Origin of the sequence: Gemmobacter sp., from assembly GCF_016792925.1 — a bacterium.
In the GTDB taxonomy this organism is placed as follows: Bacteria; Pseudomonadota; Alphaproteobacteria; order Rhodobacterales; family Rhodobacteraceae; genus Gemmobacter.
Map to the genome: position 1 here is coordinate 1 of NZ_JAEULU010000191.1, position 14,646 is coordinate 14,646.

Sequence of the window (14,646 nt, forward strand, 5' to 3'; positions counted from 1 at the left end):
TCTCATGTTGATCCGGTCTTGTTCGACCGTTCCCACAGGGCCGGGGAAACGCGATGCGTTTCCTTGACCGGCCCGATTTAGGGATAAAGCGGCCAGATCAGCGGGATCAGCGCCGAACACAGCAGCCATGTGATGATGTTCAGCGGCACGCCCACCTTGGTGAAATCGGTGAACTTGTAGCCGCCCGGCCCGTAAACCATCATATTCGTCTGATACCCGATGGGCGTCGCAAAGGCCAAGGTGGCCGAGAACATCACCGCCACCACGAAAGGCCGCGGGTCCGCCCCCAGCTGCTGCGCCAGCTCGATGGCAATCGGCGTATAGATCACCGCCACCGCATTGTTCGACAGGAACTCGGTCAGGATCAGCCCCAGCAGATACACCGCCAGGATCATCGCAAAGGGCGGCAACCCGGCCATCCAGGGCTCCACCTTGGTCACGATCATCTCCACCGCGCCCGACCGGTCCAGCCCCTCGCCCACGGCCAGCATGGCAAAGATCATCGCCATCAGCCGCCCGTCGACGAAACTCAGCGCCTCGTCGCTGTCGATGCAGCGTGTCAGCAGAATGGCCGCCACCGCAAAGAAGCCCAGCGTATAGATCGGCGCCACTTCCAGCGAGGACAGGAACACCACGAAGAACAGCGCCCCGATCGCAATCGGCGCCTTGCCCCGGCGATAGGCGCGCTGCTTGGGATGGCTCACATCCACCATATCCATGTCATCGGCCAGACGCTTGATGTCCTCCATCGCGCCTTCCAAAAGCAGCGTGTCGCCCACCTGCACCACCAGCTCATCCAGCTGGCGCCCGATATTCTGGCTCTTGCGATGCGCCGCCAGCACATAGACGCCGTAACGCCGCCTGAGCCGCAGCTCGCCCAGGGCGCGCCCGATCAACCGGCATCCCGGCGTGATCAGCACCTCCACCGTCTCGGTCTGCACCGAGCTGAGCTTGTCGACGATCCGCATATCAGTGCGGTTCTGCATGTCCAAAAGCTCGGTCATCTCGGTGCGCAAGACCACGCGGTCGCCGCCCTGCAACACCGCCGCCGCCAGATCGCGCCGCAAGGACAGATCGCCGCGCAGCACGTCGATCACCCGCACGCCCGCGCGCTTGAATTGCTGCACCTCCATCACCGGCGTGCCGACCAGCACCGAATCCTCGGGAATCGCCACTTCGGTGAAGTATTTCATCCGCTTGCGGTCGCCCAGCAGCGAGGCCATGGATTGCCGCTCGGGCAGCAGCCAGTTGCCGAACAGCGCGAGATAGGCGCCCCCCGCGATCACCACCGCAAAGCCCAGCGGCGCGATCTCGAACAGGCCAAAATGCTCCAGCCCCGCATCATGCGCCGCCCCGTCGACCAGCAGGTTGGTCGAGGTGCCAATCAGCGAGATCATCCCCCCCAGCACCGTCATGTGGCTCAGCGGGATCAACAGCTTGGAGGGCGCCTTGCCGATCCGCGCCGCAATCTGGATCACCACCGGGATCATTACCGCCACCAGCGGCGTGTTGTTCATCACCGAGGAGGCCAGCGCCACAAAGAGGAACAGCACCGCAATCGTGGTCCGGGGCCGGTTGCCGACATGGCGCTCGGCCAGCCCGATCACCATCTCCACCGCGCCGGTGCGCACAAGGCCGCCCATCACCATGAACATCAGCGCAATGGTCCAGGGCGCGTTGTTCGACAGAACCTTCAGCGCCTCTTTCTCCGGCAGGATGCCCACCAGGATCATCGCCGCCGCGCCACAGATCGCCGTCACCTCGACGGGAAAGGTTTCCCGCACGAACAACACGAACATCACGAACAGGATGCCGAGCGAGACATAAGCCTGGGTATCCTGCGCCAGTTCCAAACCGAGCATGCGGCCTCCGCTTTCAAACTCGACCTGACAAGTAGATAATTATTTCCCGTCTGGCAAAGGATTCGTGAGGTCTCTGCTGTCAGAAAGGGCGAAAAGGGAAAATCGTCCCGAACCGGGCAAAATCCCGAACCTTTGGCCCTCAATTGGCCGAGGCCATCGCCGAGGCCACGCGGTGCCGTTTCCGCGTTTGGGCCGTTGGCCCAAAGCCAACGGCCAGCGCCCGCCCCGCCATTGGCGGGCGCTTCGCACCCGCCGGGGCGGGCATTGGCCTCTCGGTCACAGGCTGAAACGGCCTGGCTGAACCCCGCCCCCAGGTCCGGGAAAACGCGCTGCGTTTTCTGATCCGGCGCAACCGGGCGGGCGCCGCCTCAGGGCCGCGCTTCCTCCAGCCGCCCGCCAATGCGGATCATCCGCACCTTCACCGCATGGCCCGTGCGGTCATCGGTCTCCACATAGACCCCTGACAGCGTGGCAGGCCCGGCCGCCGGGGTGAACCGATCCTTCGGCATGCCGGTGATGAAGCGCCGCATCGGCTCCAGCTTCTCCATCCCGATCACACTGTCATAATCGCCGCACATCCCGGCATCGGTCAGATAGGCAGTGCCGCCGCGCAGGATCTGCGCATCCCCCGTCGGCACATGGGTATGCGTCCCCACCACCAGCGACGCCCGCCCGTCACACCAATGGCCCATCGCCATCTTCTCCGATGTGGCCTCGCAATGCACATCCACAATCGTGGCCTGCACCGCGCCACCCAAGCTATGCGTCTTCAACACCGTATCAATGGCCGAGAACGGGTCATCAAAGGGGCGCTTCATGAACACCTGCCCCAGCACCTGCGCCACCAGCACCTTGCGCCCCCGCGCATCTGAGAACACCCGCGCCCCCTTGCCCGGCGCCAGCCGCGCAAAGTTCAAGGGCCGCAGGATCCGGTTCTCCTGCTCGATGAAGGGCAACATGTCCTTCTGGTCAAAGGCATGATCGCCCAGCGTCAGACAATCCGCCCCCGCCGCCAGCAAGGCCTTGGCATGCTCCCCCGTCAGACCCATGCCGGAAGAGGCGTTCTCGCCATTTACCACCACAAAATCGAGGCCCCATTCGGTGCGCAAACCGGGAAGCCGCTCACTGATGGCCGCGCGCCCGGCACGCCCCATCACATCGCCAAGAAACAGGATTTTCATGCCCATCGCCTTAGCGCGCAGGCGCGCCGTCACGCAAGCCCCCCGCGCATGAAAACCCCAACGGCGCTTGACCCCCGCCCCCCCAGCGGCTAGGCCATGCCCGACCCATTTTCAGCCCAAGGGAGCCCCAGCGTGGCCAATCCTTCCATCCTCATCCTTGCCGGTGACGGCATCGGCCCCGAAGTCATGGCCGAGGTGAAAAAGATCATCGGCTGGTATGACGCCAAGCGCGGCATCGCCTTCGATGTCAGCGAAGATCTGGTCGGCGGCTGCGCCTATGACAAGCACGGCACGCCGCTGCACGACGACACCATGGCCAAGGCGCAGGCGGTGGATTGCGTGCTGCTGGGCGCCGTGGGCGGCCCGCAATATGACAATCTGGATTTCAGCGTGAAACCCGAGCGTGGCCTTCTGCGCCTGCGCAAGGAGATGGACCTGTTCTCCAACCTGCGCCCGGCCCAATGCTTTGACGCGCTGGCCGATTTCTCCTCGCTGAAGAAAGAGGTCGTCGCGGGTCTCGACATCATGATCGTGCGCGAACTCACCTCGGGCGTCTATTTCGGCGAGCCGCGCGGCATCTTCACCGAAGGCAACGAGCGCGTCGGCATCAACACCCAACGCTATACCGAATCCGAGATCGCCCGCGTCGCGCGCTCGGCCTTTGAACTCGCGCGCCGCCGCGGCAACAAGGTCTGCTCGATGGAGAAGGCCAATGTCATGGAATCCGGCATCCTGTGGCGCCAGGTCGTGCAGGAAGTGCATGACAAGGAATACCCCGATGTCGCCCTGTCGCATATGTATGCCGATGCGGGCGCCATGCAGCTGTGCCGCTGGCCCAAGCAATTCGATGTCATCGTGACCGACAACCTGTTCGGCGACCTCTTGTCGGATGCCGCCGCCATGCTGACCGGCTCTCTGGGCATGCTGCCCTCCGCCAGCCTTGGCGCGCCGATGGAAAATGGCCGCCCGAAAGCCCTCTATGAGCCCGTCCACGGCTCCGCCCCCGATATTGCGGGCCAGGGCAAGGCCAACCCCATCGCCTGCGTCCTCAGCTTCGCCATGGCACTGCGCTACAGCTTCGATCTGGGCGATGAGGCCACCCGGCTGGAAAAAGCGGTCGAGAAAGTCCTCGCCGACGGCGTGCGCACCGCCGATCTGATGGGCCCCGAGGGCGGCACCCCGGTCTCCACCTCGGCCATGGGCGACGCCATCGTCGCCGCGCTGGACGCAAGCCTGTAACACCAAGGGCCGGGCGGATTTCCCCGCCCGGCCCCTCTCCCTTGGCGCACAATGACCCGCCGCGTGTGGCAGAAACCCGCGCCCGGAATGGCGAGGGCGTCACCCCCCCATTCCCTCCGGCCTGTCAGCCGACGCAAATCTTGATGCGCCCTGCCTCCACCTTCGCCGGATAGGTGCGCAGGTTCACACAGGCGGGCAGGCGCTTGGCTTCTCCGGTGCGAATGTCAAAGACACCGGAATGCTTGGGGCATTCGATCTCATAATCCATGACCAGACCATCCGACAGGTGGATGGCCTCGTGGCTGCACAGCCCGTCAGAGCAGAACACTTCGTCGGCGGTCATGCGATAGATCGCAAAGCTGCGCCCGCCGTGATCAAACCGGCACACGCCTTCCTCCTCCACATCATCCAGCGCGCAGGCATCAATCCATTCGGTCATCGTCGTTTTCCTCAAGAAACGTCCGCCCGGGCGCAAGAACCGCCGCCCGGGCGATGCAGGCAGGATCAGTTCTTGCCGATGTAATCGGCCATGTTTGCAGGCGTCACCAGTTCAAACGGAATATAGGTGACCCGTTCGACCGCCTCGCCCCGCGCAAGTTTCAGCGCAATGTCGAGCCCGCCGCCGCCCTGCGCCTTGGCGTTCTGGAACACGCTCACATCCAGATCCCCCGCCTGCATGGCCTGCAAGGCATCGGGCGTTGCATCAACGCCAACCACGACCACATCCTCCATCGGCACATTCGCCGCCTTCAGCGCCAGAATCGCGCCAATGGCCGAGTCGTCATGATTGGCGAAAACCACATCCGGCACCTCGCCGGTCGACAGCCAGTTGGTCATCAGGTTGTTCGCATTGTCGCGCGACCATTCCGACGATTGCTTGTCCTTGATCTGGATGAAGTTGCACATGTCCATGCCCACGACATCCTCGACATCCTTGGTCCGCTGCACAGCGGCCTGATGCGACAGGCTTCCCATGATGATATAGCCATCGGCGCCGTTTGATTTCAGCTGGCCGCGCAGCAGCTTGCAGGCCTCAAAGGCGCCCAGCGTGCCGGATTCGATCTCGTTCGACCCGACATAGGCCTGATTTGCCGGCAGGGACGACAGGTCCTGCGGTTCAAGGTTCACGTAAACCAGCGGCACACCGGCCTCGGCAGCCACCCGCGAAATGGCCGGCGAGGCCGCCGTATCCACCAGGGTCACGATGATCGCATCCACCCCGTTCGCGATGAAATTGTTGATCTGGTCCAGCTGCTTGGCGCTGTCGTTCTGGGCATCCTCCATCTGCACATCGACGCCAACCTCCCCGGCCCGCGCCTCAAGGCCCTGACGCAGCAGCGTCTGAAAGTTGTTGTCGAAATTCACGATGGACACGCCGACCGTCTCGGCCCTGGCGCCACCGGCAAGCAGGGCCAGCAGGCTGACAGCAATGGATAGTTTCTTCATGGTTTCCTCCCGTTGGTTTTTCGGTCTTGGACACAGCCTGACCAGCCCCCCCCCCCCCGCAGGGGCGGGCGGCAACGATCTGGCTTTGTCGGTCGGGTCAGGCCGATCTGGCGGCCTTTTGGGCGGCCTTGGCATTGGCGCGCGCCTTGGTCTTTTCGTAGCGGGCATTCATCCGGGCATCGCCATCCTTGCTGCCGTCGTGCCAGGTGTCGAACCAACGGTCGAGCGGGATGAGCCCGTCGCCATAGTTCACCTCGAAATACTTGTGGTGCAGGTAATGGGCAAAGGCATGGCTCTCGACGGCGCTGTCCTCGCCCAGCTCGATCTTGTCAAAGCCGATATGCCCCACAACCGCCCCGAAACCCGCAAAGTGCAGCTGATAGATGGCCAGAAGCGGATGGGACGGCAGGATGAAATGATAGGCCGCCGTGGCGAAATACAGCAGATGTTCCACCGGATGCATCGACAGCGACGACCAGGGCGACGGGTTGACCGAGTTGTGGTGAACCGAATGCACCCATTTGTAGAGGAACGGCGTGTGGATCAGCCGGTGGATGGCAAAAAAGTGAAATTCGTGGATCACCGGCAAGACCAGCCACAGCGCGAACAGATACCAGCCATTGTCCATCAGGCTGACCCAGGGGCCGATGTCATTGGCCCAGGCCCAGAGAACCAGAACCTCCCAGGCCGTCCAGATCGGCACCCCCGTGCCAAAGCCGCGGATGAGGCTGTCAATGGTCTGGCTGCCGAACATGAAGGCCTGCGATTTATGCTCCGACGGCCATTTCGCGTTGTATTTGAAGCGGTTGCCCTGCGCGCGGCGCAGGTAAAGATGCAGCTCGATCGCGCCATAAAAGACAAAGACCGCAATCGCGTTGATCGCCAGCAGCCACAGCACCCAGCCCCATTGCAGGCTCTGCATCTGTTCTTTCTGCGGCACGACCCAAAGCCACCACGCCACGGCGCTGGCGGCCCAGATCAGGTTCCACGGCAGGAAATAGTGCGGCAGCCATTTCAGCAGGGCCATAGGCCGGGGCGGAAACGCGAACAGGGGCGCATGCTCCAGCCGTTCGTTGGGCGTGTAATCGCCACGCTTGTTGCGGGTGCCGTACTTTGTATCGTCCATCTGCCTTCTCCGGTTCCGGTCGGGCGACGCACCGCCCGACCGCCTGGTTGGGGAAAGTCTTCCGTGGAGGAAGTCTGTCGGGTTTCGCCCGTGATCTGCCGCTTCGGCTGGCTTGCGCCTGGCGCGCGCCCCGGCCTTGCTGCAGGCTCCTGATCGTTCATCGCAGGGACCCTCAAATTGACACAAGTGAAATATTCAATTTACGTCTCACGATGCGTCACTTTGCATCACTCGCAACCGAGGGAGCCGACGCGGCCCCGCGCGAACCGCAACCGGGATGCAATCTGAGCTGTGATCAGGGCAGGCGCCAAAACCTGATTCGGCCGCCCGGCTTCTGCCGGGGTCAGAAGGTCGGCAGGTTGAAGCGGGTATAGATCCCGAAACCGCGCAGCCGCTGGTCGACAAGGTTGTCGCGCGCGCTGCCATCGGTCAGCCGCAGGGCGTGGCGCAGCATATCCGCCGGATCGCCCGCAATGGCAAAATCCATCGCGCCCGCTTGCAGAAGGGGCAGGGTCACCGGGTTGACCTCATGCCCGACCACCAGCATGTCCGACAGGCGGCCCGCCGCCTTCAGCGCGTCGATAAGACCGGCATTGCCGCCGCCGACATTGTAGATCGCCCCCAGAGCCGGGTGGGCCTTCAACAGCGCGGCAGCAGCGCGGCGCGTCATGTCGGCATTGTCCTCGCCCTGCGCCTCGCCCGAAATCACCACCTTCGGGAAATGGGCGCGCAGGCCGGTGCGAAAGCCGATCTCCCGATCTTCGTGGCAGCGAAAGGCGCTGCTGCCCAGCACCACCCCCACCGTGGTGGGCCGGTCTCCCAGCATCCTGCCGATCAGAAAGGCGGCGGTCTGCCCGGCGGCGCGGTCATCCAGACCCACAAAAGCATCCCGCGCCGCTGGCGTCAGGTCCGATACCATGGCGATGATGCGCTTGCCGCGCAGCCGGGCATTGGCCAGCAACGCCACCAGCCGGTCGGTGTTTTTGGCGGTCAGGATCAGCGGGCGCGACACATCCTTGCACAGCGCCTCGATGCAGCGCAGCACCGTGACATCATCCGCCATATGCAGATCGTGAAACGCGCCCTCGGTGCCGCTTGCCGTCCAGGCCGCGCGCACCTGCGCCATCATCCCCTTGCCGACCCGCAGGGCGATGTCGGCCACGGGCGGGCGCGCCGGCGCCTCGGTGCCCGGCGCGGAAAGACGCCGGAAGGCCTCCTCCACCACCGCCCGCGTCCGGTCATGCACATGGCCGCGCTTGTTCAGCACGCGATCCACGGTGGCGCGGGACAGCCCGGTTTCGCGCATGAGATCGGCGACGGTGACGCGCTGCATGATCGCTCCTGAAGCAAGTGACGCAATTGGAGCAGTGTGCAGCGCCGCACGTCAACCGGCAAGTGTCAGAGCTTGGCAATCGCGGCGGCAAAAGCTTCGGCCTCGGCCGCCTCCATCCAGACCTCATGCCCGCGCGCGGGATAGGTTCCGGCCCCGACCTCGGCGGCAAAGGCCTCGAAGGCCGCCACGCGCCGGGCCTGAAGCTCGTCCTCCAGGCGGGCGAAATCGGCATAGCGGCGGGCATGACGCGGGTAATGGCCCCGGTTGGTGCCAAGCACATCGCAGGAAAACAGGTATTGCGTATCGCAGACCGTGCCGCAGCCCATGCCCATGGTGATCATGCGGGTGGATTTGGTGATATGATCGGCCAGTTGCACCGGCACGACCTCGACCTCCACACAGGCGGCGCCCGCATTCTCGATCTCCCTGACTTTCCGAAGCACCGCAAGGGCTTCGTCGGCGCTGCGCCCGATGGCGCGAAACCCGGTCCAGGCCGCAAGATTGGGCACCAGCCCGACATGAGCCGTCACCGGAATGCCTTCGCGCGCCATCGCCTCGACAAACCGGGGCGAATGCGAGGTGTAGACCGAGTCCGCCCCTTTGGCGAGGGTATCAAAGGCCATGCGAATGGCGTCGTCCGGCGTCGCCGCCGCGCCATGGGGCATGCCCGCCGTGATGAAGGCCAGCGGCGCCGCAGCCCGAACCCCCGGCAATGTCGCATCCGCCTCGCATGAGATGATCCGAATGCCGGCCGCTTCGGCGGCAGCGGCCTCTGCGGCGCTGTCCACATGCAGCTGGACCCACTTTTGCTTGCCCTTTGCCTTCAACAGGTCATGCACGTTGATCTTGGCGGCCATTTGTCTCGTCCCCTGCCTCAATGTCCTTGCCGCAGTGCGGCCTCGCGCGGCGGTTTTCAAGAAAACTGATGCAATCCGATCTGGCATTGCATCAGTTTGCATCATTCCGGCCCTGCCTTGTGAAAAGCGGGAAGGCCCGGCCGCCCGGACCGGCGCGGATGGATGCAAAATGCGCCAAGGCGGGGGCCGTGACCGCCGCCGCCGATTCGCGGCGCGCCCGAACCGCCGCCGCTGCCCGCCACCCGGCGCGACGGTTTCAGCGCGGCGGTTTCAGCGCGGCGGGCGCGCCTTGCGTGCGGTGGCGGTCAGCCAGTCGATGAAGGCCGCCGCATCCGGGTGACGCGATCCGCCTGCGGGTTCCACAAGGTAGAAGGCCTCGTCGATCGGCACCGCCCGCGCAAAGGGGGCGATCAGACGACCGCTTGCCAGCGCATGCGCCGCCAGCGATGCCCGGCCCAAGGCCACGCCCCCGCCCTGCGCCGCCAGCTCGAATGCGGCAAGCGATGTATCCAGATGCAATCCCGACCCGGCATCGACCCCATGAACCCCCGCCGTTTTCAGCCAGATGCCCCATCCTTCGTGATAGCCCAGAACATGCAACAGCCGGTGCTGGCGCAGATCCTCGGGCGCCGCGATCTTGCAGCCGGGGGCACAGAGCGGCGTGATGGTTTCCCAGGTCAGGCGGTGACTGTTGCAGCCCGGCCAATGCCCGGTGCCATATTTGATGTCGAGGTCAATATCCTCCGCATCGAAAGGCTCGTTCCACACGCTCGACAGCACCCGGACCGACCTGCCGGGCGGCGCGTCCAGATAGGCGGGCAAGCGCGGCATCAGCCAGTTGACCGCGAAAGACACCGCGCATCGCACCGTCAGCGCTTGCGTCCGGCGCTGGCCGAACACCTCGCGCGTGCCAATGGCCAGACGCTCCAGCGCATCCTGCACCTTGGGCAGATAGGCCGCCCCCGATTTCGTCAGCTCCAGCCCGCGCGGCCGGCGCAAGAACAGCGGCTGGCGCAGATGCTGCTCTAACGCTTTGACATGTTTGGAAATGGCCGCCTGTGTCAGATGCAGCTCGGCCGCAGCATGGGTGAAGCTCAGCGTGCGGGCCGCCGCCTCGAAGGCGCGCAACCAGGTCAGCGGGGGCAGGTCCGGGGGCATCAGTGCAAAACCTGGCTATAACCATTTGTAGGGGTATCCCCCCGCAATACGTCGTTTGACCCAAAGGCGCCAGTGCGGTCTTTCAGGGGCAACCCAACGGAGGCCCCATGTTCCAAGTCTTCCCGACCGCCCGCCTGCGTCCCTCGCCCTTCTATGCCTCTGCCGTGGCCGAGGGCATGACGGCGGCCAGCATCTACAACCGCATGATCATGCCCACCTCCTATGGCGACCCCGAGGCCGAATACTGGCGGCTGATCAACGGCGTCTCGCAATGGGATGTGGGGGTCGAGCGGCAGGTGCAGCTGAAAGGCCCCGATGCCGGGCGGCTGGCCCAGATCCTGTCGCCGCGCGACCTCTCGGGCTGTCAGGTCGGTCAGGGCAAATATGTGCCGCTCTGCAATCACGGCGGCACCATCATCAATGATCCGATCCTGCTGAAACTGGCCGACGATCTTTACTGGCTGTCGATCGCAGACAGCAATATCTGGTTCTGGGCCGAGGCCATCGCCGCCGAACGCGGCCTGACGGTCGAGGTGAGCGAACCCGACGTTTCGCCCATGGCCCTGCAAGGCCCGAAGGCCGAGGATGTGGTGGCGCATGTGATGGGCGACTGGGTGCGCGGCCTGAAATATTTCTGGTTCCGCGAGACCGAGATCGCAGGCATCCCCGTTGCCGTGCAACGCTCGGGCTGGTCGAAACAGGGCGGGTTTGAAATCTATCTCAAGGATGGCACGCGCGGCACCGCGCTTTGGAACATCTTCAAGGAGGCCGGTCAGCCCTGGGGCATCGGTCCCGGCGCCCCGGCCACCGCCGAGCGCACGGAAAGCGGCCTCGTCTCCATCGGCGGCGATACGGATGATGCGACCAACCCTTTCGAGGTGCGTCTGGGGAAATATGTCGATCTGGATGTGGCCGATGATGTGGTGGGCATCAAGGCCCTGCGCCGCATCCAGGCCGAGGGGGTGAAGCGCCATCAGCTCGGTCTGGTGCTGGAGGGCGCGCAGCCCGCCCCCCTCGGCTTCCACCGCGAGGATATTCACCATCAGGGCCGCAAGGTCGGCATGATGACCAACTGCGTCTGGTCCCCCCGGATGAAGGCCAATATCGGCTATGCCCTGATCAACGCCGATGTGTCGGCCGGCGAAACGGTTCAGGTGCAGCGCCCGGGCGGCGCGGTCGATGCGCGGCTTGTCCCCCTGCCCTTCCTGTGATCGCCATGCACGCGCATTTTGACGCAGCACCGTGGCATCCCGCCAATCATGTGGCCCTCTCGCCGCTGTCTTTTCTGAAACGGGCCGAGACGGTCTATGCCCAGCGCCCCGCCACCACCTGCGACGGGATCAGCCGCAGCTGGTCCGAGATCGGCACGCGCTGCCGCGCGGTGGCCGCCGCCTTGTCGGCGCGGGGCATCGGTCTGGGCGATACCGTCTCGGTGCTTGCGCCAAACGGGCCAGAGCTTTTTGAACTGCATTACGCCGTGCCGCTGCTTGGTGCGGTGCTGAACACCGTCAACACGCGGCTCGAGGCCGAAACCATCGCCTATATCCTCGATCATGCGGATGCGGTTCTGGTCATCGTCGATCCCGCGCTGCTGCCGCTTCTGGATCAGGCTTTCGCGCATCTTGGCCGTCGCCTGCCCGTGCTGGGTCTGGACAGCTACGAAGCCCTCGCCGCCCATCCGCCGATGGGCTGGGCGCTGCCTGCGGACGAGGGGCAGGCGCTGGCGCTGAATTACACCTCCGGCACATCCGGGCGGCCCAAGGGGGTGATCTATCACCATCGCGGGGCCTATCTGATGGCCATGGGAACCGTGGCGGGCTGGTCCTTGCCGCAGCATCCGACCTATCTGTCCGTGGTGCCGATGTTCCATTGCAACGGCTGGAACCACCCCTGGGCCATGGCCGTGGTCGGGGGGCATATGATCTTTCTACGCGAGGTCACGCCCGCCACCCTGCTGGGCGCCATTGCCCGTCACGGGGTCAGCCATTTCGGCGCCGCGCCCATCGTGTTGCAAATGCTGTGCGAAGAGGCGGCCGCCCCCTTCGCAACGCCCGTCAAGGTGCTGACCGCCGGGGCGCCGCCCCCGCCTTCCGTTCTGGAAAAGGCGGCGCGGCTGAACATGGAGGTCATGCAGGTCTATGGCCTGACCGAGACTTACGGCCATATCTCGCAATGTCTCTGGCAGGAGGCATGGGAGGCGCTCTCCCCCGAAGGCCGCGCCGATCATCAGGCCCGGCAGGGCCTCGCCTTTCCGATGGCCGAGGAGATCCGCGTTCTTGACCGCAGCAGTGGGCAGGATGTCCCCCAAGACGGCCTGACACAGGGCGAGATCGCGGTCCGGGGCAATACCGTGATGAAGGGCTATTACAAAGACCCGGCCAGCACCTCCGAGGCGTTTCAGGATGGCTGGTTCTGGTCGGGGGATGCGGCGGTGGTCCATCCCGACGGCTATATCCAGATCCGCGACCGCCTGAAGGATGTCATCATCTCGGGCGGAGAGAACATCTCCTCGGTCGAGGTCGAGGCCGCCCTGTATCGCCACCCCGCCATCCAGACCGCCGCCGTCGTCGCCCGCCCGCATGCCAGATGGGGCGAAAGCCCCTGTGCCTTCATCGAATTGCGCGACGGCATGGCGACCTCGGAGGCAGAGATCATCGCCTTCTGCCGCGACCGCATCGCGCATTTCAAAGCCCCCAAGACCGTGATCTTCGGGCCGCTGCCCAAGACCGCGACCGGCAAGATCCAGAAATATCTGCTGCGTCAGGCCGCCCGCGCATTGGGAGAGCAGACATGAAACCGCACCCGCCGGGCAGCTTGCGGCGCCCCGCGGTGGCCCCGCAAGCCGCGCCGGGCGCCGCCTGATCCCGCCTTGGGGCCAGGGGCCACCCGCAAGATCGCCGCCAGGGCTGCGGCGCCCCCCTGCACGCGCGCCGTCCCGTTCCGCCCCCCTTTCCCCGCGCCGCCGCCTTCCCGCAGCGGCCGCGCCCCGCTCGATCTCCCCTTCCGATCCGCAAGACAGGACCCCCCATGACCGCCCAGATCGACCCCGCCCGCTTTGCCAACCTTGCCATCGAGGCTCGGGATCAGGGCATCCAGATCGTCACCCTCAACCGCCCCTCCAAGCGCAATGCGCTGGATGCCGCCACCATCGCCGAACTGGTGGAGTATTTCTCCCTCGCGCCCCGCGCCGGCGTGCGCGCCGTGGTGCTGGCCGGGGCAGGAGACCATTTCTGCGCCGGTCTCGATCTCGTCGAACACCATGAGGCCGACCGCAGCCCGGCCGAATTCATGCATCTTTGCCTGCGCTGGCACGAGGCCTTCAACAAGATGGAATATGGCGGCGTCCCGGTCATTGCCGCCCTCAAGGGGGCTGTGGTCGGCGGCGGTCTGGAACTGGCAAGCGCCGCGCATCTCCGCGTGATGGACCAAAGCACCTATTTCGCCCTGCCCGAAGGCCAGCGCGGCCTGTTCACCGGCGGCGGCGCGACGATCCGGGTGACCGATCTGATCGGCAAGGCCCGGATGATCGACATGATGATGACGGGCCGGGTCTACCAAGGGGAAGAGGCCGCCGATCTGGGCCTTGCCCAATACATCGTCGACGGCTCCAGCCTCGACCGCGCCATCGACCTCGCCCACCGCGCCGCGCAAAACCTGCCGCTGACCAATTTCGCGATCTGCTCGGGCATCAGCCATATGCAGAACATGTCGGCGCTGGATGCCGCCTATGCCGAGGCCGTTCTGGCAGGCATCGTCAACACCCAGCCCGAGGCCCGCGCCCGCCTCGCCGCCTTTGCCGATAAAAGCGCGGCAAGGGTGCGCCCGAACACCTGAGGCGGGCGCGACTGCCCCGGCCCACTCTGGCCCCGCCCTTGGCCTCAGATGTCAATGCGCTCGCCGTCGCCGGGCGTGCGCAACATGGCCGCAAAGCCCTTCGCCTGTGCAAAGGCGCGCAGCTCCGCGCGGGTCAGGACGCAATGGTTCACCGCCTCCAGATGCGTCGCGATCAGCAGGGCCTCCGGGGCGGCCCTGTGAACGCGCAGCACATCCTCAGCGTCCATGATGATGCTGCCCGCCATGCCCTCGATCATGGCCGCCCCGCAGTTCAGGATCGCGACGGCGGGCCGATGGGTGGCCAGCGCGGCGGCCACATCCGCATTCCAGACCGTATCCCCCGCCAGATAGACCGTCTTCTGCCCCGGGGCCGAGAAGACCACGCCGCAAACCTCGCCCAGAAGGGCGCCGATGGCCTCGTAATGGGCCTCGCTGCCATGGCGACCCGCCGTTTTCACCAGATTGACCCCCTTGAAGGCCGGGCTTTCCGACAGGAGGCGCAGATCGGTAAAGCCCTGCCCGGCGATCACGGCGGCATCGGCCCGGTTCTGCACGAAGATCGGCAGGGATTTCGGCAGGGCGTTTTGCGCGGCCTCGTCCCAATGGTCCG

At 65.2% G+C, this 14,646-nt stretch carries 13 protein-coding genes; 4 read left to right on the top strand and 9 right to left on the bottom strand.

Annotation, left to right across the window (positions count from 1 at the left end):
* Positions 1–77: 77 nt before the first annotated feature.
* Together JNN06_RS08805 and JNN06_RS08810 are read right to left on the bottom strand one after the other, a co-directional pair.
* On the bottom strand, positions 78–1,862 hold the full coding sequence (locus JNN06_RS08805) for an SLC13 family permease (RefSeq protein WP_291239214.1): 1,785 nt from the start codon (positions 1,860–1,862) through the stop codon (positions 78–80).
* Between the two features lie 368 nt (positions 1,863–2,230).
* The gene (locus tag JNN06_RS08810) at positions 2,231–3,043 is read right to left on the bottom strand and encodes a TIGR00282 family metallophosphoesterase (RefSeq protein WP_291239215.1); all 813 of its coding nucleotides are present in this window, start codon (positions 3,041–3,043) and stop codon (positions 2,231–2,233) included.
* A gap of 132 nt (positions 3,044–3,175) precedes the next feature.
* Between JNN06_RS08810 and leuB the strand changes: the two genes are divergently transcribed.
* Positions 3,176–4,282, top strand: a complete 1,107-nt coding sequence (gene leuB / locus JNN06_RS08815; protein ID WP_291239216.1) for a 3-isopropylmalate dehydrogenase — start codon at positions 3,176–3,178, stop codon at positions 4,280–4,282.
* Between the two features lie 124 nt (positions 4,283–4,406).
* Here the strand turns inward: leuB and JNN06_RS08820 are convergent, their stop codons facing one another.
* From JNN06_RS08820 to JNN06_RS08845, 6 genes are all read right to left on the bottom strand, one after another.
* Positions 4,407–4,721 carry a MocE family 2Fe-2S type ferredoxin gene (locus JNN06_RS08820; protein WP_291239217.1) on the bottom strand — a complete coding sequence of 105 codons (315 nt, stop codon included), beginning with the start codon at positions 4,719–4,721 and terminating at the stop codon, positions 4,407–4,409.
* Between the two features lie 65 nt (positions 4,722–4,786).
* Positions 4,787–5,728: a substrate-binding domain-containing protein gene (locus JNN06_RS08825; protein ID WP_291239218.1), complete on the bottom strand. Its 942-nt coding sequence runs from the start codon at positions 5,726–5,728 to the stop codon at positions 4,787–4,789.
* 97 nt (positions 5,729–5,825) lie between these two features.
* A complete protein-coding gene (locus tag JNN06_RS08830) occupies positions 5,826–6,854 on the bottom strand; it encodes a sterol desaturase family protein (protein WP_291239219.1) in 1,029 nt (342 codons plus the stop codon).
* A gap of 343 nt (positions 6,855–7,197) precedes the next feature.
* Positions 7,198–8,187 (bottom strand): LacI family DNA-binding transcriptional regulator, encoded by a 990-nt coding sequence (locus JNN06_RS08835; RefSeq protein WP_291239220.1) that lies wholly within the window; start codon positions 8,185–8,187, stop codon positions 7,198–7,200.
* Between the two features lie 65 nt (positions 8,188–8,252).
* A complete protein-coding gene (locus JNN06_RS08840; RefSeq protein WP_291239221.1) occupies positions 8,253–9,044 on the bottom strand; it encodes a 3-methyl-2-oxobutanoate hydroxymethyltransferase in 792 nt (263 codons plus the stop codon).
* Between the two features lie 270 nt (positions 9,045–9,314).
* Complete coding sequence (locus JNN06_RS08845; RefSeq protein WP_291239222.1) at positions 9,315–10,202, bottom strand: LysR substrate-binding domain-containing protein; 888 nt, start codon at positions 10,200–10,202, stop codon at positions 9,315–9,317.
* A 107-nt stretch (positions 10,203–10,309) separates the two neighbouring features.
* On the opposite strand from JNN06_RS08845, the gene JNN06_RS08850 reads away from it, so the two are divergent.
* The 3 genes from JNN06_RS08850 to JNN06_RS08860 all read left to right on the top strand — a co-directional run bounded on the left by JNN06_RS08850 (position 10,310) and on the right by JNN06_RS08860 (position 14,036).
* The gene (locus JNN06_RS08850; RefSeq protein WP_291239223.1) at positions 10,310–11,413 is read left to right on the top strand and encodes a glycine cleavage T C-terminal barrel domain-containing protein; all 1,104 of its coding nucleotides are present in this window, start codon (positions 10,310–10,312) and stop codon (positions 11,411–11,413) included.
* Between the two features lie 5 nt (positions 11,414–11,418).
* Positions 11,419–12,996, top strand: coding sequence for an AMP-binding protein (locus tag JNN06_RS08855; RefSeq protein WP_291239224.1), 1,578 nt, complete (start codon positions 11,419–11,421; stop codon positions 12,994–12,996).
* A gap of 233 nt (positions 12,997–13,229) precedes the next feature.
* Positions 13,230–14,036 carry a crotonase/enoyl-CoA hydratase family protein gene (locus JNN06_RS08860; RefSeq protein ID WP_291239225.1) on the top strand — a complete coding sequence of 269 codons (807 nt, stop codon included), beginning with the start codon at positions 13,230–13,232 and terminating at the stop codon, positions 14,034–14,036.
* A 44-nt stretch (positions 14,037–14,080) separates the two neighbouring features.
* Here the strand turns inward: JNN06_RS08860 and JNN06_RS08865 are convergent.
* On the bottom strand, positions 14,081–14,646 hold a 566-nt coding region (locus JNN06_RS08865; protein ID WP_291239226.1), incomplete at its 5' end, for an MBL fold metallo-hydrolase.

Coding starts and splice junctions, on each gene's coding strand:
- JNN06_RS08835 (WP_291239220.1), bottom strand. CDS start 8,187: ATGCAGCGCGTCACCGTCGCCGATCTCATGCGCGAAACCGGGCTGTCC.
- JNN06_RS08840 (WP_291239221.1), bottom strand. CDS start 9,044: ATGGCCGCCAAGATCAACGTGCATGACCTGTTGAAGGCAAAGGGCAAG.
- JNN06_RS08845 (WP_291239222.1), bottom strand. CDS start 10,202: ATGCCCCCGGACCTGCCCCCGCTGACCTGGTTGCGCGCCTTCGAGGCG.
- JNN06_RS08810 (WP_291239215.1), bottom strand. CDS start 3,043: ATGAAAATCCTGTTTCTTGGCGATGTGATGGGGCGTGCCGGGCGCGCG.
- JNN06_RS08805 (WP_291239214.1), bottom strand. CDS start 1,862: ATGCTCGGTTTGGAACTGGCGCAGGATACCCAGGCTTATGTCTCGCTC.
- JNN06_RS08825 (WP_291239218.1), bottom strand. CDS start 5,728: ATGAAGAAACTATCCATTGCTGTCAGCCTGCTGGCCCTGCTTGCCGGT.
- JNN06_RS08850 (WP_291239223.1), top strand. CDS start 10,310: ATGTTCCAAGTCTTCCCGACCGCCCGCCTGCGTCCCTCGCCCTTCTAT.
- JNN06_RS08855 (WP_291239224.1), top strand. CDS start 11,419: ATGCACGCGCATTTTGACGCAGCACCGTGGCATCCCGCCAATCATGTG.
- JNN06_RS08820 (WP_291239217.1), bottom strand. CDS start 4,721: ATGACCGAATGGATTGATGCCTGCGCGCTGGATGATGTGGAGGAGGAA.
- JNN06_RS08860 (WP_291239225.1), top strand. CDS start 13,230: ATGACCGCCCAGATCGACCCCGCCCGCTTTGCCAACCTTGCCATCGAG.
- JNN06_RS08830 (WP_291239219.1), bottom strand. CDS start 6,854: ATGGACGATACAAAGTACGGCACCCGCAACAAGCGTGGCGATTACACG.